Origin of the sequence: Providencia sp. PROV156 (assembly GCF_028480905.1) — a bacterium.
Taxonomy (GTDB): domain Bacteria; phylum Pseudomonadota; class Gammaproteobacteria; order Enterobacterales; family Enterobacteriaceae; genus Providencia; species Providencia hangzhouensis.
Genome location: NZ_JAMPPE010000012.1, coordinates 60,436 through 80,722, shown reverse-complemented (window position 1 = coordinate 80,722; position 20,287 = coordinate 60,436). Strand labels below are relative to the sequence as shown.

15 protein-coding genes, 1 pseudogene and 1 other annotated feature are annotated in these 20,287 nt (G+C 37.8%); of the genes and pseudogenes, 5 read left to right on the top strand and 11 right to left on the bottom strand.

From position 1 onward, the window contains the following. Positions 1 to 2 precede the first annotated feature (2 nt). Positions 3 to 1,463: a cardiolipin synthase gene (gene cls, locus PSF31_RS10655; protein ID WP_096863789.1), complete on the bottom strand. Its 1,461-nt coding sequence runs from the start codon at positions 1,461 to 1,463 to the stop codon at positions 3 to 5. A gap of 287 nt (positions 1,464 to 1,750) precedes the next feature. Here cls and PSF31_RS10650 point away from each other — a divergent pair, with 287 nt between their 5' ends. Further along, positions 1,751 to 1,924, top strand: coding sequence for a YciY family protein (locus PSF31_RS10650; protein ID WP_004254127.1), 174 nt, complete (start codon positions 1,751 to 1,753; stop codon positions 1,922 to 1,924). Positions 1,925 to 2,051: 127 nt separating this feature from the next. Beyond that, positions 2,052 to 2,771 carry a TonB family protein gene (locus PSF31_RS10645; RefSeq protein WP_036957695.1) on the top strand — a complete coding sequence of 240 codons (720 nt, stop codon included), beginning with the start codon at positions 2,052 to 2,054 and terminating at the stop codon, positions 2,769 to 2,771. An 82-nt stretch (positions 2,772 to 2,853) separates the two neighbouring features. Here the strand turns inward: PSF31_RS10645 and yciA are convergent, their stop codons facing one another. Continuing rightward, complete coding sequence (gene yciA, locus PSF31_RS10640; RefSeq protein WP_004254136.1) at positions 2,854 to 3,288, bottom strand: acyl-CoA thioester hydrolase YciA; 435 nt, start codon at positions 3,286 to 3,288, stop codon at positions 2,854 to 2,856. Between the two features lie 290 nt (positions 3,289 to 3,578). Here yciA and PSF31_RS10635 point away from each other — a divergent pair, with 290 nt between their 5' ends. Beyond that, a complete protein-coding gene (locus PSF31_RS10635; RefSeq protein WP_004911118.1) occupies positions 3,579 to 3,776 on the top strand; it encodes a YqaE/Pmp3 family membrane protein in 198 nt (65 codons plus the stop codon). 59 nt (positions 3,777 to 3,835) lie between these two features. On the opposite strand, the gene PSF31_RS10630 is transcribed toward PSF31_RS10635, so the two are convergent. Further along, on the bottom strand, positions 3,836 to 4,393 hold the full coding sequence (locus PSF31_RS10630; protein WP_004254142.1) for a septation protein A: 558 nt from the start codon (positions 4,391 to 4,393) through the stop codon (positions 3,836 to 3,838). Between the two features lie 225 nt (positions 4,394 to 4,618). Between PSF31_RS10630 and PSF31_RS10625 the strand changes: the two genes are divergently transcribed. Continuing rightward, positions 4,619 to 6,421 (top strand): SulP family inorganic anion transporter, encoded by a 1,803-nt coding sequence (locus PSF31_RS10625; protein WP_096863787.1) that lies wholly within the window; start codon positions 4,619 to 4,621, stop codon positions 6,419 to 6,421. 49 nt (positions 6,422 to 6,470) lie between these two features. Here PSF31_RS10625 and PSF31_RS10620 read toward each other — a convergent pair whose 3' ends face one another. Further along, positions 6,471 to 7,223, bottom strand: coding sequence for a YciC family protein (locus tag PSF31_RS10620; RefSeq protein WP_096863786.1), 753 nt, complete (start codon positions 7,221 to 7,223; stop codon positions 6,471 to 6,473). Between the two features lie 404 nt (positions 7,224 to 7,627). Here PSF31_RS10620 and ompW point away from each other — a divergent pair, with 404 nt between their 5' ends. Then, positions 7,628 to 8,263 (top strand): outer membrane protein OmpW, encoded by a 636-nt coding sequence (gene ompW, locus PSF31_RS10615; protein ID WP_004911104.1) that lies wholly within the window; start codon positions 7,628 to 7,630, stop codon positions 8,261 to 8,263. Between the two features lie 332 nt (positions 8,264 to 8,595). On the opposite strand, the gene PSF31_RS10610 is transcribed toward ompW, so the two are convergent. From PSF31_RS10610 to PSF31_RS10575, 7 genes and pseudogenes are all read right to left on the bottom strand, one after another. Next, positions 8,596 to 10,278: a ShlB/FhaC/HecB family hemolysin secretion/activation protein gene (locus PSF31_RS10610; RefSeq protein WP_096863785.1), complete on the bottom strand. Its 1,683-nt coding sequence runs from the start codon at positions 10,276 to 10,278 to the stop codon at positions 8,596 to 8,598. A 534-nt stretch (positions 10,279 to 10,812) separates the two neighbouring features. Further along, positions 10,813 to 12,960 (bottom strand): two-partner secretion domain-containing protein, encoded by a 2,148-nt coding sequence (locus PSF31_RS10605; RefSeq protein ID WP_096863784.1) that lies wholly within the window; start codon positions 12,958 to 12,960, stop codon positions 10,813 to 10,815. Positions 12,961 to 13,454: 494 nt separating this feature from the next. Further along, positions 13,455 to 14,261 carry a tryptophan synthase subunit alpha gene (gene trpA, locus PSF31_RS10600; RefSeq protein ID WP_094960530.1) on the bottom strand — a complete coding sequence of 269 codons (807 nt, stop codon included), beginning with the start codon at positions 14,259 to 14,261 and terminating at the stop codon, positions 13,455 to 13,457. Beyond that, positions 14,261 to 15,451, bottom strand: a complete 1,191-nt coding sequence (gene trpB, locus PSF31_RS10595) for a tryptophan synthase subunit beta (RefSeq protein ID WP_094960531.1) — start codon at positions 15,449 to 15,451, stop codon at positions 14,261 to 14,263. Before trpB ends, trpA begins: the two co-directional genes overlap by 1 nt. 47 nt (positions 15,452 to 15,498) lie before the next feature. Further along, complete coding sequence (trpCF, locus tag PSF31_RS10590) at positions 15,499 to 16,890, bottom strand: bifunctional indole-3-glycerol-phosphate synthase TrpC/phosphoribosylanthranilate isomerase TrpF (RefSeq protein ID WP_096863783.1); 1,392 nt, start codon at positions 16,888 to 16,890, stop codon at positions 15,499 to 15,501. A 1-nt stretch (position 16,891) separates the two neighbouring features. After that, positions 16,892 to 18,526, bottom strand: a pseudogene (gene trpD / locus PSF31_RS21110) (bifunctional anthranilate synthase glutamate amidotransferase component TrpG/anthranilate phosphoribosyltransferase TrpD). Next, positions 18,526 to 20,100, bottom strand: a complete 1,575-nt coding sequence (locus tag PSF31_RS10575) for an anthranilate synthase component 1 (protein WP_096863782.1) — start codon at positions 20,098 to 20,100, stop codon at positions 18,526 to 18,528. The pseudogene trpD and the gene PSF31_RS10575 overlap by 1 nt, the downstream one beginning before the upstream one ends. A 26-nt stretch (positions 20,101 to 20,126) precedes the next feature. Further along, positions 20,127 to 20,228 (bottom strand) — a sequence feature (Trp leader region). Between the last annotated feature and the right edge of the window lie 59 nt (positions 20,229 to 20,287).

The window sequence follows — 20,287 nt, the reverse complement described above, 5'->3', positions numbered from 1 at the left end:
ATTTATAACAATGGGCTAAAGAAGTAGCAAATGCGTTCAACGACACGGTTCCAGAACGGACGTTGTTCCCATTCTTCAATTTCTAAACGAGTTGAACGCGCAATATAATCATACTGAACTATCGTGAGATCGCTACCAAAACTTTTATCATCAATGACCACTGTTATTTCAAAATTGAGCCATAAACTGCGCATATCAAGATTTACTGAACCAACAAGGCTAAGCTCGCCATCAACCAAAACACTCTTCGTGTGTAATAAACCATCTTCAAATTGATAAATCTTAACACCAGCAGCTAATAATTCACTGTAAAATGAGCGGCTTGCCCAGCGAACAAGGAATGAGTCATTCTGCCTTGGCATAATAATACTGACGTCGACACCTCGCATTGCTGCTGTACAAATTGCATGCAAAAGGTCATCACTAGGCACAAAATAAGGGGTGGTCATGATCAGTTGTTTGCGCGCAGAGAACATCGCGGTCATCAGTGACTGTTGAATCAACTCATCAGGGAAGCCCGGTCCTGAGGCGATAATTTGTGTTGTATGCCCATTCGCTTGTTCAAAAGGCATAATATTACTGTCAGGCGGTGGTGGGAGTACGCGTTGGCCGGTTTCCATTTCCCAGTCAAAAGCATACACAATACCTAATGTGGTACTCACAGGGCCTTCCATACGTACTAAAATGTCAACCCATTCACCAACCCCTGAATCTTGTTTAAAATAACGAGGGTCAACCATATTCATACTGCCTGTATATGAAATATAGTTATCGATAACCACTATTTTACGATGTTGACGTAAATCCATTCGACGCAAGAAGAAACGCATCAAATTAACTTTTAATGATTCTACAAACTCAATACCTGCAGCACGCATTTTTTCGGGGTAATCGCTACGGAAAAAATGCCAACTTCCCGCGGAGTCCACCATAATCCGGCACTTAACACCGCGTTTAGCGGCATTAAGTAAGGCTTCGGTAACACCGTCGACTAAACCACCCGGTTGCCAAATATAGAAGACCATTTCAATCGAGTGCTGGGCATTGTTGATGTCGTTGACTATCGCTTTTAATGAGTCTTCACAGGTAGTTAAAAGTTGAATTCTATTACCTTTAACACCAGCAATACCCTGGCGCTTTTCAACTAACTGAAATAATGGTTCAGCGACGGGGCTATTATCAGTGGCGAAGATATGTTTTGAAGTTCGTAAGTTTTCTAACCATGTCGCGACGGAAGGCCACATATCATGAGCTTTATCGACTCGACGTTTACCGAGGTGAAGTTCACCGAAGGCGACATAGGCAATAATCCCGACTAATGGCAGAATATAAATGATCAGGAGCCATGTCATGGCTGAGGTGACCGGCCTTCTTTTGACTAAAATGCGGACTGTAATTGCTGCAATAATTAGCCAATATAGGAAGAACAGAAGCCAACTCATAAGTGTATAGACGGTTGCCATAACGGGTCAGATGCCTCACTGATAAGAAAAAGGTTCAAAAAAAGATAGTTTAGCTAAAAAAACTGTTAGTAAAATATCAACTTAATAGAATTTAGCAAAATTCTGCAGTAAAAGCTTCGTGAAATAGAGTAATTTGTTAGGAAAAATAGTTTTGTTAATTGATTTTATCATCATGAAATTAAAAGCAGTGCACCGAAATGACATAAAAAGTTCCTCTTGGTTCTTTTTTTCAAAGGAATATAATATTTTTTTCTAATAATTTTTAGACGATAAAAGGACACAATTAAATGAGACGTAGTAGGCATGAAGTAGGGCGTTGGCGTATGTTAAGACAATCCCTACGTCGCCGTAGACGCTGGCTAGAAGGGCATTCAAGGCGAAACATGCGCATCTATGCAATGCGTAAAATTGACATTTACCATCGTCGGCATTCCCTGCTTTTTACCCAATGGATTGAGTAAGGTTATTACAGCGTACACTCACATTTTTCACTTTGTATGACAAACCTTATTGAATATGATTGCTATTTGCATTTAAACTATCAGTCATATTCTTTTTTGGTAGACAGGTGTAGGGTAGAAATTGCATATGCGTTGGATGCGTTGGACTTTAATTATCGTCGTTTCATTATCTATTCATGCGGGTCTTGCAATGGCATGGATTTTTAATCAGCCTAACTTGGTCAGAGACCCTGAACCATTGACGATTTCTATGATTGCTTTTGCCGCCCCTGAACCTGCTTCTGAGCCCGTTGAGCAGGTTGAAACACCGGTAGAGCCAGAACCAGAGCCCGTTATAGAACCTGAACCCGAACCGGTAGTTGAACCTGTTATTGCATTACCCAAGAAGAAACCTGAGGTAAAGAAAAAGCCTAAGCCAAAACAGGAAGAAAAGAAAAAAATTAAAGAAGATGTTAAGCCAGTTGAAAAGCAATTGGCGATGAATAATCTTAAATCAGACGTTACTGCGCCGAAAACGAATAACAGTCCAATTAAAACTGCAAACAATACAGGGGCAAGTAATAGTCAATCGACTAAGAAGGGCGGCCCGAGGGCTCTGCATAAACAAGCTCCTTCCTATCCTGAACGCGCGCGTCGCTTAGGTAAAGAAGGATATGTGAAAGTTCGTTATGATATTGATGATGGTGGACGAGTGACAAATATTGAATTTGTCGAAGCCTCACCTAAAGGTTTATTCGAGCGGGATGTTAAACGTGCAATGAACCGTTGGACTTTTGAAAAGCAACCTGCAAAAGGCTACGTGACTGAAATTTATTTCAAATTGGATGGCACTGTTAGCCAAGTCTAATGGTTCACATTAGGTTGTATAAAAAAGCACCACAGCAATGATGGTGCTTTTTAGTTTTTACATAATGAGTGGAGCTAAAAACTTATGCTTCGTTAGTTTTTTGATCTGAACTCGCTAACTGAAAATGTTGTTTTTCTTTGGGTAATGAACGTGAGGTACTATCATCATTAACTGCGACATAAGTAAATACCGCATCAGTAGCACGGTAACGTTGCCCAACAGGCTCCGTTGCGACTTTTTTTACCCAAACTTCAATATTAATGGTAATTGAGCTTTTTCCTGTTTTTAAGCAACGTGCATAGCAGCAAACAACATCACCAACTGCAACGGGCTTTTGAAACTTAATGCCATTAACTGCCACAGTAACAACTCGTCCGAGCGCTATTTCTTTTGCTAAGATAGCCCCACCAATGTCCATTTGTGACATTAACCAGCCACCAAAAATATCACCATTCGCATTAGTATCTGCGGGCATGGCTAATGTACGTAAAACCAACTCACCGTTCGGCAATTGCATATCTGACTCTTATTAAAAGGGTTATTACTTTTGATTTTGCATTTATAACAAATTACATATGCAATAGTAAACCTGAACCATACAGTTATTGATTGATAATAGCTATTTGATTGAATTGCTGCAAAAATAAGACAAATATGGTACCCATTATTAATAAACGGTGTCTAATTCTTGGTAAAAAGATCAACTTTTGCAAAGAAAAAGCAAGAAGTGTTTTTTATATTTAGTCAATTGATTGAATTGGCTATACTCAATAATATAAATTTTATTGATTAATTTAGAGGTATGAAATGAGATTGTTACTGGCAATATTATTACCTTGGTTGCAATTTTTTACGATAGGGCGCCCCTTTGCTGGGATCATTTGCTTAATTCTACAGATCACGTTAATTGGTTGGCTACCCGCTGCCATATGGTCGGTATACGCATTATCACAGTACAATACAGATAAAAAAATTGAAAAAGCATTTGGTGACAAGCGCTATTAATAAGAAAAAAAACCTGCTAATCGATAGACAATTAGCAGGTTTTTAACTCTAATTTTTAATTATTCTTCGTGTTTTTCTGCAGGCTCTTTAACCATATTTTTAAAAATATAGACCACACTCAGTACTGTAAATATTAATGTTCCCGCTGTCAGACCAAAGACTTTGAAATTTACCCAAATATCTTGCGCCATCCAGAAAGCAACATAAATGTTCAGTAATGCGCAGAAAATAAAGAATATTGCCCATGCACTATTGAGTTTGTTCCAATAACTATCTGCTAATTTTATTTCTTGATTACTGCCTAACATGCGCTGAATTAGGGGCTTTTCAGTAAACCATTGGCTAAAGAGTAATGCGCCAGCAAACGCAGCATAGATGATAGTGACTTTCCATTTAATAAATGCATCACTGTGGAAAATAAGGGTTAACGCAGCAAAACTCATCACAATTGCACAGGTGATTTTTGCAACTTTCTCAACTTTTTTATAAATAAGGTAGGTAGCTAATAACGCTAAAGGAGTGGTAACCATTAGTGCGCCACTCGCATAGAAAATATCGTATCTTTTATAGACTATAAAAAAGATTACCAAAGGAATAAAATCAATAAGTTGTTTCATAACAGTGAATACAGCGCCTCAACGTAAAGATAATGGAGTAGTTTAACCGATTTTGGCTTTAATTGTTAAAAGTTTGCACCTTTTTACCAATAAACATGTTTTGTTACCAATCATATTTGCACTATTTTACGATTATTTGACTTACTTCTAGATAAACTTTATTAGTTCGGATATAAGTAATACATAAAATAATTTAACTTGCTAATTTATAGGTACTTTTCTCCCATGATAAAGGCAAAGCTATTTGTCTGGATGCCAGGTTTAAAAACGCTATTTAACTATCAACGTACAGACTTAGGCCCTGATATTAAAGCGGGTTTGTCTGTCGCTGCAGTTGCTTTGCCAGTGGCTATTGCCTATGCCGAATTAATGGGGGTGAATGCCATTGTCGGATTATACTCATGTATTTTACCAATGTTTTTCTATGCGTTATTTGGGACGTCGAAACAATTGATTATCGGGCCTGATGCCGCAACATGTGCTGTAATTGCAGCCGCAGTCGCACCACTCGCAATGGGGGATGAAACCGTTCGTTGGCAACTGATTATTGTCATGAGTTTTATGACTGGGGTTTGGTGTTTGATTGCAGCAAGGTTTCGTTTAGGTACCTTTGCTGATTTTTTATCGAGACCGATATTGCAAGGTTTATTAAATGGGGTAGCTCTTACGATTATAGTCAGTCAAATCAGTAAAATATTTGGTATTACGACTTTACCTTCAGGGTTTATTGAACGCTTAATAGCGTTTCCATTAGCGCTAATGGAAACACATATTCCGACATTATTAGTAGCTATTGCAACATTGGTAATCACCTTAGTGATTAAACGAGTAAGGAGTAAGTGGCCGTCCCTATTAATTGCAATGGTTTTGGCTACAGCAGCCAGTATTCTATTTAATCTTGAGCAATATGGCATTAGCACGGTTGGGGATTTAGGTGAAGGACTTCCTTATATACCTATGCCTGATTTTCCGCCAGGGTTACTCAGAGATCTTGTCATTCCATCATTAAACTTAGCAGTGATTAGCTTTGTAAGCTTTATGATGACAGCGCGAAGTTTTGCAAGCAAAAATGGCTATACCGTGGATGCAGACCAAGAATTAAGAGCATTAGGAATGGCAAATATTGCTTCTGCTTTTGGTCAAGGTTTTGCAGTGAGTGCTGCGAGCAGCCGTACAGCAGTTAATGATATGATGGGAGGGAAAACACAGTTGGTTTCCCTCGTTGCCGCGGTGACCATCTTAGCTGTTTTACTTTTTTCTATGAATTTATTGGAATATATCCCTATGCCTGCTTTAGGGATGGTTTTAATTATTTCAACTTATTCCTTGCTCAGTTTCCGCAGTATTTTATCAATTCGTAAACGCAATAGAGAAGCTTTTTTCTTATGTGTTTTTACTTTATGCGCAGTGTTGGTAGTTGGTTTGATTAGTGGTGTAGGCTTAGCCGTTTTATTAGGTTTATTACAGTTTATCCGAATTATATTTAGGCCAACAGATCAACTATTAGGCGTTGATGAGCATGGTATGTTGCACTCGATGACATCAGAAAATGATATTCAAGAAGTTGATGGTGTCCTAATTTATCGTTTCAATTCTCCGCTTACCTATTTTAATGTGAATTACTTTAAAGAGCGGCTAAATAAACATTTAGATAATCAACGTAAAAGACCCGCTTGGGTGATTGTTGATGCTGCTGTCAGCTTTACGCATAATGATGTGAGCGTATTTTCCACATTGAATGATATTGTGACATCTTTGAAGGCGAAAGGGGTGACTTTGGTATTAGCTGGGCGTAGAACTTCTCTTAATCGTTGGTTAGAACAAAATAAAATCAACCGTTCAGATGATGATTTATTAGTGGTACCGGATATTTATTTTGCGATCCGTTTAATTCAAAGTAAGCAGCAAATTCAAATGAAATGTGTGGAAGAAAGAAAGACACAAGAGAGCGGGAAGGACCCAGGCTCATTAGAATATGATTGCGAAAATCGAATTAGACCAACGAATATTAACTCAGATAAAGTTTAAAAATAACGTAAATAAAAAGGTATCAAATGATACCTTTTTATCAGCGAGATCAATTTTTTGTGATTAGCATATATAAACGATAAAAGTAAATTAAAGCAAATGCGGCTACAACATTATTGAGTAAAAAGGAGATACCATTAATCGCAATATGATTCATATTAAGGTTACCCAATAGAACACTGATAAGCATTTGAACGGCCATCCAAATTAAAATCATCGGTAAAGCGACACGCCAATTTGCATAAGCCAATTTCCAGCTTTTTCCCATCGCACTAAATGGGTTGGTGTTTTCTGTCATTAAAATTGCTGGCGCTAAGGAAAAACCAATGGCTAGCACGATACCAGGTAGAACCATAATTGTGATGCCTAATTGGATAAGCAGCGAGCAAACGACCAACAGAAGAAACATAGAAGGCGCTTTGTTCAGTGATGATGTTATCGCTTGAAGTCCTGTCATATCTTCGCCACGAGACATCCCTGAGATATAGGATAATGTGCCACAAATAAGGAACAAACTGCCAAGAGTGACGGAGAGAATCAATCCAAAAGAAACACGCAAAATACTACTTTTATCTTCTTCAGATAGATTTAGAATCCAGTCTTGTAACCCCGAATTACCAGATTCAATCATTTTACTTTGTGCTTGAGCAAGAACACCTATCATCTGTTCACTAGGGATCATCATCGCATAGATGACAAGGCTTACCACGGTGGCTAAGAGCACAATGGTGAGGAGGCCACTCAATTGGTTTTTAAAGAAATTGATACTATCACTGATGAGTGAGTTGGCCGAAATGGACATGACACTGCTCCTATCTACAAACGGGATCAAAATTTTAATCTAATTGTAACCGAGTATCACGCCTAGAGGTAGAGAAAGATAAGAAAATTCGGGAGGTTAAGAAAAATATATTGCTCATGATGATCGAATGTAATTAACCCAAGAAATGAATTTATATAAATTGTATTTTTTATGCATGTTTAAATTTTGAAATAAATATCTATATTTAGAAATCAAATTTTTATTTTGTTAGTTACTTTATAAAAATTGATTTAAATCAAAAATAAAAAAACAATAAATGAAATAATAAATCCATATTTATTGGTTTACCTATAAATTAGTAAAAGATGTGATCTTGATTTGAACATCAATTTAAATAATACGGTATATTTTCCTAAAATAAAAACATAGGAATGGGATTGATAATGAAAAAACTCACTGCGCTTGTATTAGCTGCTGCAACTTTAGCTCCAGCAGTTTCTATTGCTCATGAAGCTGGCGACTTTATTTTCCGTACAGGTACTGCAACGGTACGTCCAAATGCGGGTTCTGAAAATGTATTAGGTTTAGGTTCATTTGATGTTAATAACAATACTCAATTAGGTTTAACGTTTGGGTATATGATCACTGATAATATCGGAGTGGAATTATTAGCAGCAACTCCGTTTGAACATAAAGTTGGCGTAGGGCCTTTAGGTACAATTGCAACTGTTAAACATTTACCACCAACTTTAATGGCGCAATATTATTTTGGTAGTAAAGAAGATAAATTACGTCCTTATTTAGGTGCTGGTGTTAACTACACCTTCTTCTTTGATGAGAAATTTAACTCAACAGGGAAAACTAACGGTTTATCAGATCTTGATTTATCAAGCTCTTGGGGCTTTGCGGCGCAAGCAGGTATGGACTACATGCTGACTGATAACTGGATGTTAAACGCCTCTGTTTGGTGGATGAATATTGAAACAGATGTGAAATTTAAAGCGGGTAATGACACACACAAAATCGATACTCGTTTAGACCCATTTGTATTTATGTTCGGTGCGGGTTACCGTTTCTAAGAATTTGATAGGATGCAATACAGGTAATACCTGAATTCTGAAGGACTAGAGAGAAGTAGGAAATCCGAGAATATTCGTATTCTCGGATTTTTCAATTACCATTAAGCTTGAACATATATTTAACAAATGATTATCATAAAAAACAAATTATGATAATGATATTTATAATATATTAATTAGTGTTATAGAGTGATAATAAAGTAAAGGTACTTATTGATTATCTTTATTTAGAGTAATTAATAAAAATATTGAGACTAATTACCTTGAAATAAAAAAGCCGAATACAGGGGCGTATTCAGCTTTAAGATATTATTCAAATTTACAATATTAAATTACCAAAACCATTGCACGTTTAACCCAGCATTGACGCTACTGGTTTCATATTCGTCCGGCTTATAAAGTGGGGCACCTAAGAATAAGTCATAACTAAATATATTAACATTACCTCTCATGCCTATAGCCATTCCTAATAATTGGTCATCAGAATAGAGACCTAACGGATAAACACCGCCGAATACACGTCCATAGTCAAGAGCATAGTATGGATAGATGGAGAAGCCAGGAATATAAAAGTTAAACTCATTGCGTAAGTAAAAACCTTTGTCACCTATTAGGGAAAATTCTTCGTCAAAACCACGAACCGTCCAACGGTTACCTAACGAAAATTGATCTTGAATGGTTAAGCGGTCTCGTGAGTATTGTATAAACAGTTGTGGATTATAACTCATAATAAAATTGTCAAAGGCGAAGGGGAACATTCCTGAAATATCGGTAGTATAAACACGGCTCATTTTGCTGACATCACCATATTTCATATCCCAGCTTTCTTCGGCACCAAACCAAGGTACATTACGTTGATAATATATTGAAGCATCGATAGTTGAATTATTGATGTTTTGACGGTGGCTAACACCGAGCTTAAGGCTGGTAAGGTCACGTTGTTGGGAAAGTAGGGCGACATCCTCTAATTTATATTTTGATTTTCTTTTAATTAGTTGAATTGATGCAGTGTCTTTGAACGTTTGCCCACGCAAGAAAACATTACTCGCCGTAGCATTATAATATTTACTATCACCATAATACTTATAGCTAAATACGGAGTCATTAATAGTTTGTTTATAGTCGCTTTTGCTTGCATACAATGAAAAAAGCCAGTAGTTGTAAGGTACGGCATAATAAATTGCAGTATTACTGGTGCTGTAGCGGGCTTGGTTTTTTAAATTTTTTCCTGCTGAAACATATATTGTGTCGTTTAAACTCGTTAAATTGTTAGCATACAAAGTCACTCCGACTTGATCTTTACCCGTTTGGCGGCTTCCTGAGTTATTGTAATATCCACCTACGTTAAAGTGAGATGATTTTTCTCTTTGTATGGAAATATCAGATGTGGAAAACTCTTTACCCGGTGCTAGCTCTATATTCACTTTAGCACCCGGTATCCGCTCAAGGTTCTCTAAGCCTTGTTCGATGTCACGAATATTCAGAATATCCCCTTCTTTAGCAGGCATAATCGCACCTAATGTAATATAGGTGTCGCTACCTTCTGCAAGTTTTACATTCGCAACTTTACCTGGAATAATTTGGAGCGTTAAAATACCCTCACTGATGTTTTGTTCTGGAATATTAACTCGTGTTGTGACATAGCCTGATTTAATTATTTTATCTTGTAAGCCCTTTGCTAAAGTTTCAACGCCATTAATACCAATGCATACACCAACAACTTGGTTTGCATAAGCTTCTAGAGGTCGCATAGAAGGGAGTTTAGGCTCAGAGAGCAAGATAACCTGTTTCATTTGAAAACAATCTTTCTCATCATCAAAAACTAAAATATTATTTGAACGCTCTCTAGTTTTACCTAAGGCATCTTTAGCTTCTAATTGAGTCTGTTGTTGGCGAGAACGATCTTGGCTAGCTTGGTTATTAATTTGTTGGTCAATAATTTGTGCGGTATTAGCTGATGCAGCTAAAGGCAAAGAAGTTAAAGTTGATAATAAAAAAATAAATCGAAAATTCATGTGCACCACATTAATTTTAATAAAGATTAAAGTTATTTTTATGATATAAAGACTAATAAATTGCCGATGTGATTATTTATTAATTAAATACATCAGAATTTTCTTGTTTAATCTCCATCAGTCCTTTGTTTTGAAATGAGTACATGTATATCCCTATAATAAACCTATTGCTAATTTTCTTATTTTACATAATTTAATTATGCGTTAAATTTATAATAAATAAAAATTAATTAAATTGATTGAGTTAGTGTAAATGCTTTTGGGGATTACTACTGAAAATATAACTAATATAATTTAATCTTTGGTGGTTTGATTAATTCTTAATGAAATCAATGTCTAGTAAATACACTAAATTAGATTAAATAAGTTTTTTTACTTAGAGTTAAACTATTTTGTCTTGCTTTAAAAATAAGTAAACATTAGAAAGCTTTAAGGTTTGTCAATGATATTAAAATAATGGTGTATACTATTTTAATATCACTCCGTATTGGCGTAATAAAATAAGGAGGCTAGTAGCCTCCTTATTTGACCTAATTAATAATAATAAGGTGTATTTAAAACAATCATTGAACCTAGGATTTGTCCAGTAGGGCTATTGTAAATTATAGGACTTGTAATCGTAGTTTTGTTCATTGAACTTAAGCGTCCAGTGTTATTATCTACGCGAGTAAAGGCATCAATGTTTAAATCTTTGCCAGCATGAATTGAACCTGATTTGGTATTATCTAGCTTATTAAGATCTAAATTGACATCATTAGCACCTTGAATTTTTCCACTACGGTTATCAAGGTCATTTCTTAGTGTAATATTAATATCGCCTTTATTTCCAGCCTTTTCCTGTGCATCTGAAACAATCACACCAGAGTTGTTATTTATGCCATTTGCTTTGATAGTAATAGAACCATCTTTGGTATAAATACCACCCGTTTGGCCGGAAACACCGTATTTGCTAGCATAAGCATTAAAACCGCTAGCATAGCTGTTATCTACAGTTGTTGCATTAACTACGACATTAGAATCAGCAGAAATTAAACCTCTGAGGTTGTTTAAGTAAGTTGCTTTAATGTCTATATTATTTCCTTTGATAAAACCATATTGGTTGTTAAGGGAATACACATCAAACTTGGACTTACCTGCACCAGAAATTAGTGAACCTTGGTTATTAACAACATGAGCATTAATATTTAAGGCTTTTCCACTATCAATTGAAGAATAACCGTTATTTACTAGGTTACTTCCCAAGGTGATATTGATTGGGCCATTGTTAGATTTAATCAATGAGTTACTATTTTGTAACGTAATAGTATCTATATCGATTCTTCTTTTTGCTGAAATTTGAGAGTTATTATTATTAGTGACAGTATTACGAGCATTTATTGTAATATCACGACCTAATAATGTTGAGTTATCGTTTGCTAGGGTGGTTGTTTCTATAGTTAAACTACCATTACCACCTGCTCGAATTCCTCGTTCGTCTGCATTAACAACATTACTACGTAAGGTATAGTTGTTATCAATCTTGCCTGTTGCACGAATTGCAATATCGCCACTATTAGTTTTGATTGAACCATTAGTATTAACAACATTTGCAGTTGAGATATTCATGTCTTTTTGAGCATGGACAATACCATTTCGGTTATCAATACTCGAAGCTGAAGCGAGTTTGAGATTACCGCCATTAGACTTAATCTGTCCATTCACATTACTTAGAACTAATCTTTGAGAATCAATATCAACATCGCCATTAGCTATAATAGTGGAATTATTATATAAACCATTGGTTTTTATATTGATGTTGCCATTGGCATTTACTTTTCCGCGTTGGTTATACACTAAGCCAGTTGAATCAATATTAACTCCACCGATTCCGGCAGCTAGGTTTCCGTTATTGGAAACACCAGTTCCACTTTCAGTTGAAATTAAGGTAATTTTGTCAGCATACATACCACCCATGGCGGCTACATCGACACCAATTCGAGTTGCATTTCCAACGCCTTGAACTTTAGTCACGAAATTACCTTTGGCATCGACAAAGTTATTACCTGCGACGACATTAATTTCTTTAGCGTGGATATCACCTTGGATCACCGCAGAACGAGCGATGATATCCGTCGGGGAGTCTGATTTTAAGCGGCTATTAATAATAATTTGGCCTTTTTCAACGTTATAGCCAAGAACTTCACCGCCAGCAACAATTGGTTTACCCGTTGTTAGAGTTACTCGGTCTGTGTTGATAAAACCACAATTATTACATGTGATACCAGATGCGTTAGCAACGATAACTTGTGCTTTATCACCTGCAACTTCAATCATTCCGCCTAGGGTACTTGCCTTATATGAATTAACTTCATTCAAAATGACTTTTGCAGGGCCATTACCATTATTTAAATTTAGGTTTCCATTGATTTGTCCGCCTAAACTGGTATTCGTATTTGTTGCGCTATTATTTAAAATAACCCCTTTTTGGTCAACATCAAATTGGCTATAAATGTTATGTGAGACACCTTTGTCACTAGCTCCTTTAATATGAACGATAGTCGGGCCATTACTTTGATTTATTACACCAGCACCATTTGTATTAACAACGGCGCCGTGAGCAACAGATATTGACCCTAAAATAACAGATACACTTAAAAAGAGTGGTTTGATTTTCATCATAGGATGAGTGGTAGGCTGTTTCATAAATATCCCTAAAATAGACTATAGATAAAATTAAAAATAGCTAAATAAAATTCCATTAAAGCATGAAGATTATCCGTGATATTTGTTTTTATTAAAATTTAATTGTACTTAAGTTGAATCATACGGGTGCAAATAGCTTAAAATAATTATATTCTGATATAAATGGTGTTTTATATTTAGCGGCTGATTATTGTTAGTAAAATCAATAGATAAGGTTTACTCTGCTGTGGATTTGATAGGGGGATTTACCAGTGTGTAAATACGTAAGTATTATTTTTGATATTAATGGATTCGATTAGTAAATATTATGATTATTAAATTTTAGCTATTTAATCAATAGCTAATTAATAGTTAATTGATATCTATTATATTTAAATTTGTTTAAAATGTAATTATAGAAGGCTAGGTAAAATTTATTTAAGCCTATTTTTTTATAATTTTAAGTAACCAAGCCATTAATTTTAAATATGACTTGATTACTATTTATTCTTTATCTATTTTTGTGTTGCTGCTTTCATTTTTGCAACGAATTCAGTTAATGATTTAAGCATAACGTCAGGGCGATGTAGGTTATTTTCAATAATTTTAACCACAGCTGAACCTGAAATTGCGCCTGCAGCACCATTTTTAATCGCTTCTTCGACTTGCTCAGGTTCTGATATTCCAAAACCTTGTAGGGCGGGAGCCGCTTTATATTGGTTTAATTGACTCAATAAGTGAGTCAATGGCATTTCTGCTCTTTTTTCAGTACCTGTCACGCCTGCACGAGATAATAAATAAGTATAACCTTGGCTATATTTCCCGATCTGTTGCAGTAGCTCATCATTAGCATTTGGTGGGCAAATAAAAATGGGTGCAATATTGTGAGCTAGCGCCGCTTCGCGAAATGGTTTTGATTCAGACATAGGGACATCTGCAACTAATACAGAATCAACACCTGCTTTTTCGCAGCGAATATAAAAATTTTCAATACCATTCGTAAAAACTAAATTTGCATAGACTAATAAGCCAATAGGAATAGTAGGGTGTTTTTCTCGAATACGACGGAGTAGTTCGAAACAAATTGTTGGGGTAATTTCACTTTTAAATGCACGCAAATTTGCATTTTGGATAGTTGGGCCATCTGCCAGTGGATCAGAAAATGGAATACCAATCTCTAATGCATCAGCACCACCAGCAATCAAAGCATCGACAATTTTTAATGATAACTCAGCATCTGGGTCACCTAAAGTGACAAATGGAACAAATGCGCCTTGGTTATTCTGAGCTAAACGTTCAAAAAGTTGGGTGTAGCGTTCCATTAGATTTCTCCTTTGCTGGCTAAAATATCATGTACCGTAAAAATATCTTTATCACCACGGCCAGACAAATTGACGATTAATAACTGTTCTTTATTAGGTTCTTGCTCTGCCATTTTTAATGCATAAGCGAGTGCATGAGATGATTCTAATGCAGGAATAATTCCTTCCTTACGTGATAATAATTTAAAAGCATTTAAGGCTTCGTCATCAGTAATGGAAACATATTCAGCACGACCGATACTGTTTAAATGGGCATGCTGAGGGCCAACAGATGGAAAATCTAATCCTGCAGAGATAGAATAGGATTCTTCAATTTGACCTTCATTGGTTTGCATCATTGGCGATTTCATACCGAAATAAATCCCGACACGGCCATGTTTTAACGGGGCACCATGTTGGCCGGATTCAATACCTAATCCAGCAGGTTCCACACCGATTAGTTTCACATCTTCTTCTGGAATAAAAGAGGCAAATAAGCCGATTGCATTTGAACCACCACCAATACAGGCAACGACAGCATCAGGTAAACGGCCTTCTTTTTCGAGAATTTGTTGTTTTGCTTCATCACCAATCATACGTTGGAACTCACGTACAATTGTTGGGTAAGGGTGTGGCCCCGCCGCGGTTCCTAATAAATAATGAGCTTTATCATAGCTGCCAGACCAGTCCCTTAATGCTTCATTACAGGCATCTTTCAATGTGGCTGAACCGCTGTAAACTGGAATAACTTCAGCGCCCATTAATTTCATTCGAAATACATTGGGAGACTGGCGTTCTACATCTTTGGCGCCCATATAAATACGGCATTTCATGTTCAGTAATGCACAAGCCAGTGCTGTCGCAACGCCGTGCTGCCCAGCCCCTGTTTCTGCAATTATTTCAGTTTTTCCCATTCGCTTAGCAAGTAGTGCTTGGCCTAATACTTGGTTAGTCTTATGGGCACCGCCGTGCAGTAAATCTTCTCGCTTTAAATATAATTTTGTTTTTGTACCTGCGGTTAGATTTTTACATAACGTTAGCGCAGTAGGGCGACCTGCATAGTTTTTTAGTAAGTCGTGAAACTCACGAATAAATTCATCATCATTCTGTGCGTCGATAAACGCGTCTTCTAATTGGTTTAATGCAGGAATAAGAATTTCTGGGACATATTGCCCACCAAACTCGCCAAAATACGGATCTAATTTGCTCATTATTTATTGTCCATTTTATCAGTTACATTAATTGGTGTTGGAGTCTTTCATTTCGTTGTGTATTGATGAGCCGTTGATTTGGCTAACAACGTTGACAACACCAAATTTATTTTTTGTTGACTTTTTATACCTGGTTCAATTTCAACCCCTGAATTAAAGTCCAATCCGTTGCACAGTAACTTAGCTGCATCTAGGCAGTTATCAGGGGTAAGCCCCCCCGCTATCATTAATTTCTGTGTTGTGGACGAGGGGATTGCTGACCAATCGAAGGTTTTGCCAGTACCACCAGAGCCATTATCCAGCAATAACACATCAATACCTTGTGTATCGTAGTCATTTAGAGTTGTTCGTGACATATCAAGCGCCTTCCAAACTTCACAGTAGTTTGGTAAAAATGTTTTTAACGTATTGATATAAGAAGTATCTTCTTCACCATGTAATTGTACCGCAGATAATGCAAGTTGCTTGGCGATATGAGCAACAAAATCCGCGGACTGATTGCGGAAAACACCGACATATTTTAAAGGCGCTGCATGGATGATATTCTGCGCCTGTGACAACGTCACTTTTCTAGGGGAGGTTTCAGCAAAAATTAATCCACCATAGTGTGCTCCCGCTTCAAATGCGGCTTTTGCATCTTGCTCGCGGGTTAAACCACAGACTTTATGTTCTCCCACTAACAAGTTTCGAATGGCTTTATCTAGGTCAGCTTGCTCCATTAAGGCGCTACCGATTAAAAAACCATTCGCAAATTGTTTCAGCGACTGAATATGTTGGTGTTGATGAATACCTGACTCACTGATCACAATGGTACCCTTCGCTAAGCGGGGTGCGAGTTCACGAGTTCGGTTTAAATCAATAGAAAGGTCACGTAAATCACGGTTATTGATACCAACAACCTTGGCTTGTAACCGAATTGCTCTCTCTAATTCTTCTTCATTACTGACTTCCGTTAATATTCCCATATTAAGTTGATGAGCGACCTCTGCTAACGCTTTATATTCATCATCATTTAAGACAGATAACATGAGTAAAATGGCATCCGCTTGGTAGTAACGTGCAAGGTAGATTTGGTATGGGTCAATGATGAAATCTTTGCATAACACGGGTTGTTTTACGGTATTACTGACAATCGTTAAGTAATCCATATTCCCTTGAAAATATTTTTCATCAGTAAGAACGGAAATCGCGGATGCGTAGGGCGCATAAGTTTTAGCTATCACAGCGGGGTCGAAGTCAGCACGAATCAACCCCTTTGAAGGCGATGCTTTTTTGCACTCTAAAATAAATACAGGGCGTTTTGCGCTTAGTGCGTTATAGAAACTACGCTGGCTAGGTTGAATACCAGCAATAAAGCTTTTTAATGGCTGCTTGGCTTTGCGTTCGATTAAATAATCAACTTTATCATTAACAATTTTTTGTAAGACTGTCGCTTTCATTTTATTGGTTCCTTGCCGCGAGTGCTGTGACGCGGTCAAATGCTTTACCGCTACGAATAATTGCGAGTGCGTGTTCGCTGTTTTGTTTTAAGTCTTCATGGCCATTAATACGCATCAACATGGCGACATTGGCCGCTACAGCAGCTTCGTGAGCAGCTTGCCCATGGCCTTGAAGCAAGTTACTAAGTAACACGCGGTTTTCATCTGGTGTTCCGCCTTCTAAGTCACGTAATTGATACGGTTCTAACCCAAAATCATCTGCAGTTAATTGGTAATGTTGTACTTTGCCATCTTTTAATTCAGCGACTTGAGTCACTGCATGTAATGAAACCTCATCCATCCCTCCACTGTGTACCACAGCTGCACGGGTGAAACCAAGCATCTGTAATGTTTCAGACACCGGTTTTACTAATGATTCTTGGTAAACTCCGATAAGGGCAATTGGCGGACGAGCCGGATTAATTAATGGCCCCAATACATTAAATAACGTTCGGGTTTTTAATTGAGTGCGTACAGGGGCCGCATGGCGGAACCCACTATGGTATTGCGGTGCAAATAAAAAACAAACACCAAGCTCATCTAATGCGTCACGAGCACTTTGCGCACTGAGATCAAGAGCGATACCAAAAGCAGCCAGTAAATCTGAAGAACCTGAACGGCTCGAAACACTACGATTACCATGTTTGGCTACTTTAATACCACATTCAGCAGCAACAAAGGCACTTGCTGTTGAAATATTAATACTATTTGCACCATCTCCCCCTGTACCAACAATATCACTGAATAGGTAGTCAGGGCGGGGAAAGGGTTGTGCATTTTCTAAACAAGCTAGAGCGGCACCCGCAATTTCTTGTGGTTGTTCGCCACGCATTTTCATACTGATTAACACAGCGGCTAACTGAGGTTCTGTTAATTCACCTTGAATAATGGCATTAAACAAGTACTGGCTTTCTTGTTGAGTTAGCGGCTGCGCTTTAAATAATTTATCATAAATATTTTGCATAATTGGCTCTTTAGTATTCCGTTAGTGCGAATGAGTGGATTCGATTGCATTGGGAGTAGAAAGAGCCCATGCCACGGTGTTTTCTAACAACTGTTTACCTTGGGTTGTTAAAATGGATTCTGGGTGAAATTGGAATCCACAAACTCTATCGCTATCATTACGTACAGCCATGACCATGCCATTTGACTGAGCACAAATGGTCAAGCTCTCCGGAATTTGGCTACCAACAAGAGAGTGGTAGCGAGCCACTGATATTGGGTTTTCAAGATGGTTAAACATGGCTAATCCATCATGTGTGGCTATTGAGGATTTACCATGCAAAATTTCACCTGCAGCAGAGACAGTTCCACCATAGGCCTCAACAATAGCTTGGTGACCTAAGCAAATACCGATAACAGGAATTTTGCCTTTTACGCGCATCAATATTTCTGGCATTGAACCTGCTTCACTAGGTTTTCCTGGACCGGGTGATAAGACTAAAATAGGTGAAACCATTTGATTTAATACAGATAAAATATGTTCTGCACTGACGGTATTGCGATAAATAACCACCTGATGTCCACCCGCACGCAGTTGGTCTACAAGGTTATAAGTAAAGGAGTCAACGTTATCGAGCAGTAAAATATTCGCCATTAGAATAACTCCTTAACTTGGTGTGCTTGGGCAATTGCACGGATCACAGCACGTGCTTTATTACGGGTTTCATCTGCTTCTGCTTGAGGTATGGAGTCTAGAACGACACCACCTCCCGCTTGTACAGTGGCAATGCCATTTTCTACGTAGGCGGAGCGAATAACGATGCAAGTATCAAAATCACCATTTCCTTGAAAATATCCTACAGCCCCCCCGTATGATCCTCGGCGCTCTTGTTCATATTGCGCAATCAGCTGCATTGCTTTTACTTTTGGTGCACCCGTTAACGTTCCCATATTCATACAGGCTTGATATGCATGAAAAACATCTAAATCTTGGCGTAATGTTCCCACGACATGAGAAACCAAATGCATCACGAAAGAATAGCGGTCAACTTTAGTTAGGTTGGCAACATAACGGCTACCTGCTTCACAAATACGTGCTAAATCGTTACGTGCTAAGTCAACGAGCATGATGTGCTCAGCAAGCTCTTTCTCATCAGAACGCATGGAAAGCTCAATTCGGCTATCTAAATCAAGGTCTAATTCACCTTGGGCATTTCGTCCACGAGGGCGGGTTCCGGCGATTGGATAAATTTCTACTTTGCGATTTGCTGTCGCATATTTGAGTGCGCTTTCGGGGGAAGCCCCAAAGAGTGTAAATGCGTCATCTTGCATGTAGAACATGTAAGGACTTGGGTTTTGTACTTTGAGTTTTTGGTACGCAATTAAGGGATGTGAGCACGGCATCGTAAATTTACGAGAAGGCACAACCTGAAAAATATCCCCACGGTATATGGCTTCTTTTAGTGAGGTGACAATTTCCCCATATTCTGGGTCATTTTTGTTTACCGAGACGGCAAATTCAGGCGCAGTTGCTAAAGGAAGTGCTGGCAAGAATGGACGGCACGAAGCGATAATTTGTGCGTGACGCTGCGTAACTGTTTCGACATCTTGCTCATTTTGCGTAAATAGGCAACTTTTTAGGCGTGCAGCCTGATTTTGATGGTCGATCACTAAATAATGCTCAGCAACAAAAAAACAGTAATCAGGGCAGTGATTAACGGTATTTACCTTGGGTAAATCTTCAAAGCTCGCGACTAAATCATAAGCAAACAACCCACCAACAAACAGATTTTCAGGTTTTGTGGAATAGGCTTGTGCAAGAGCGGGTAGTGCACGTAAAACGTCTAAGCTAGATGCAGCCTTCAGGCGGCTATCTTCGTCTAAATCTTGTGCAGGCTGGCTGAACGTTACCGTCAAACTATTTTCTTGCATGCTATGATGCATGATTAAATCTGTTAATTGAGCTAACAGTTTAGGTAATAAGGCCTGGCCATTTGGCGTCAACGCTTCTATTTCAACTTGCTGGCCAAAAGCACGAATACGTAGCGCGCTGTTGACAATCAACAAGCTTTGTAAGTTGGCTTTATTATTAATTTCAGCGGATTCCAACAGCATTGTTGATGGAACTTGATGACACAAATGATTAAATAATAATGTTGGGTCAGGCTGATAATTAATTGGGCTATCCAGATACTTAAAATGTGCTAATGTGGTGTTTTGTTCGTTCATTATGTTGCCTTACGCTAATTTTTGACATAAAAAAACCCGCCTAGGAAGGGCGGGTTTGGCACTGAAACATACAATAACTATGCGCGTGCGGCTTCCGCCCAATTTGGGAAGTCACGCCACCAACGATTTGATAAGTTTAATAAAGTCATTGTATGCCTCACTGGATAAACTGATTATTTTTAGCTTT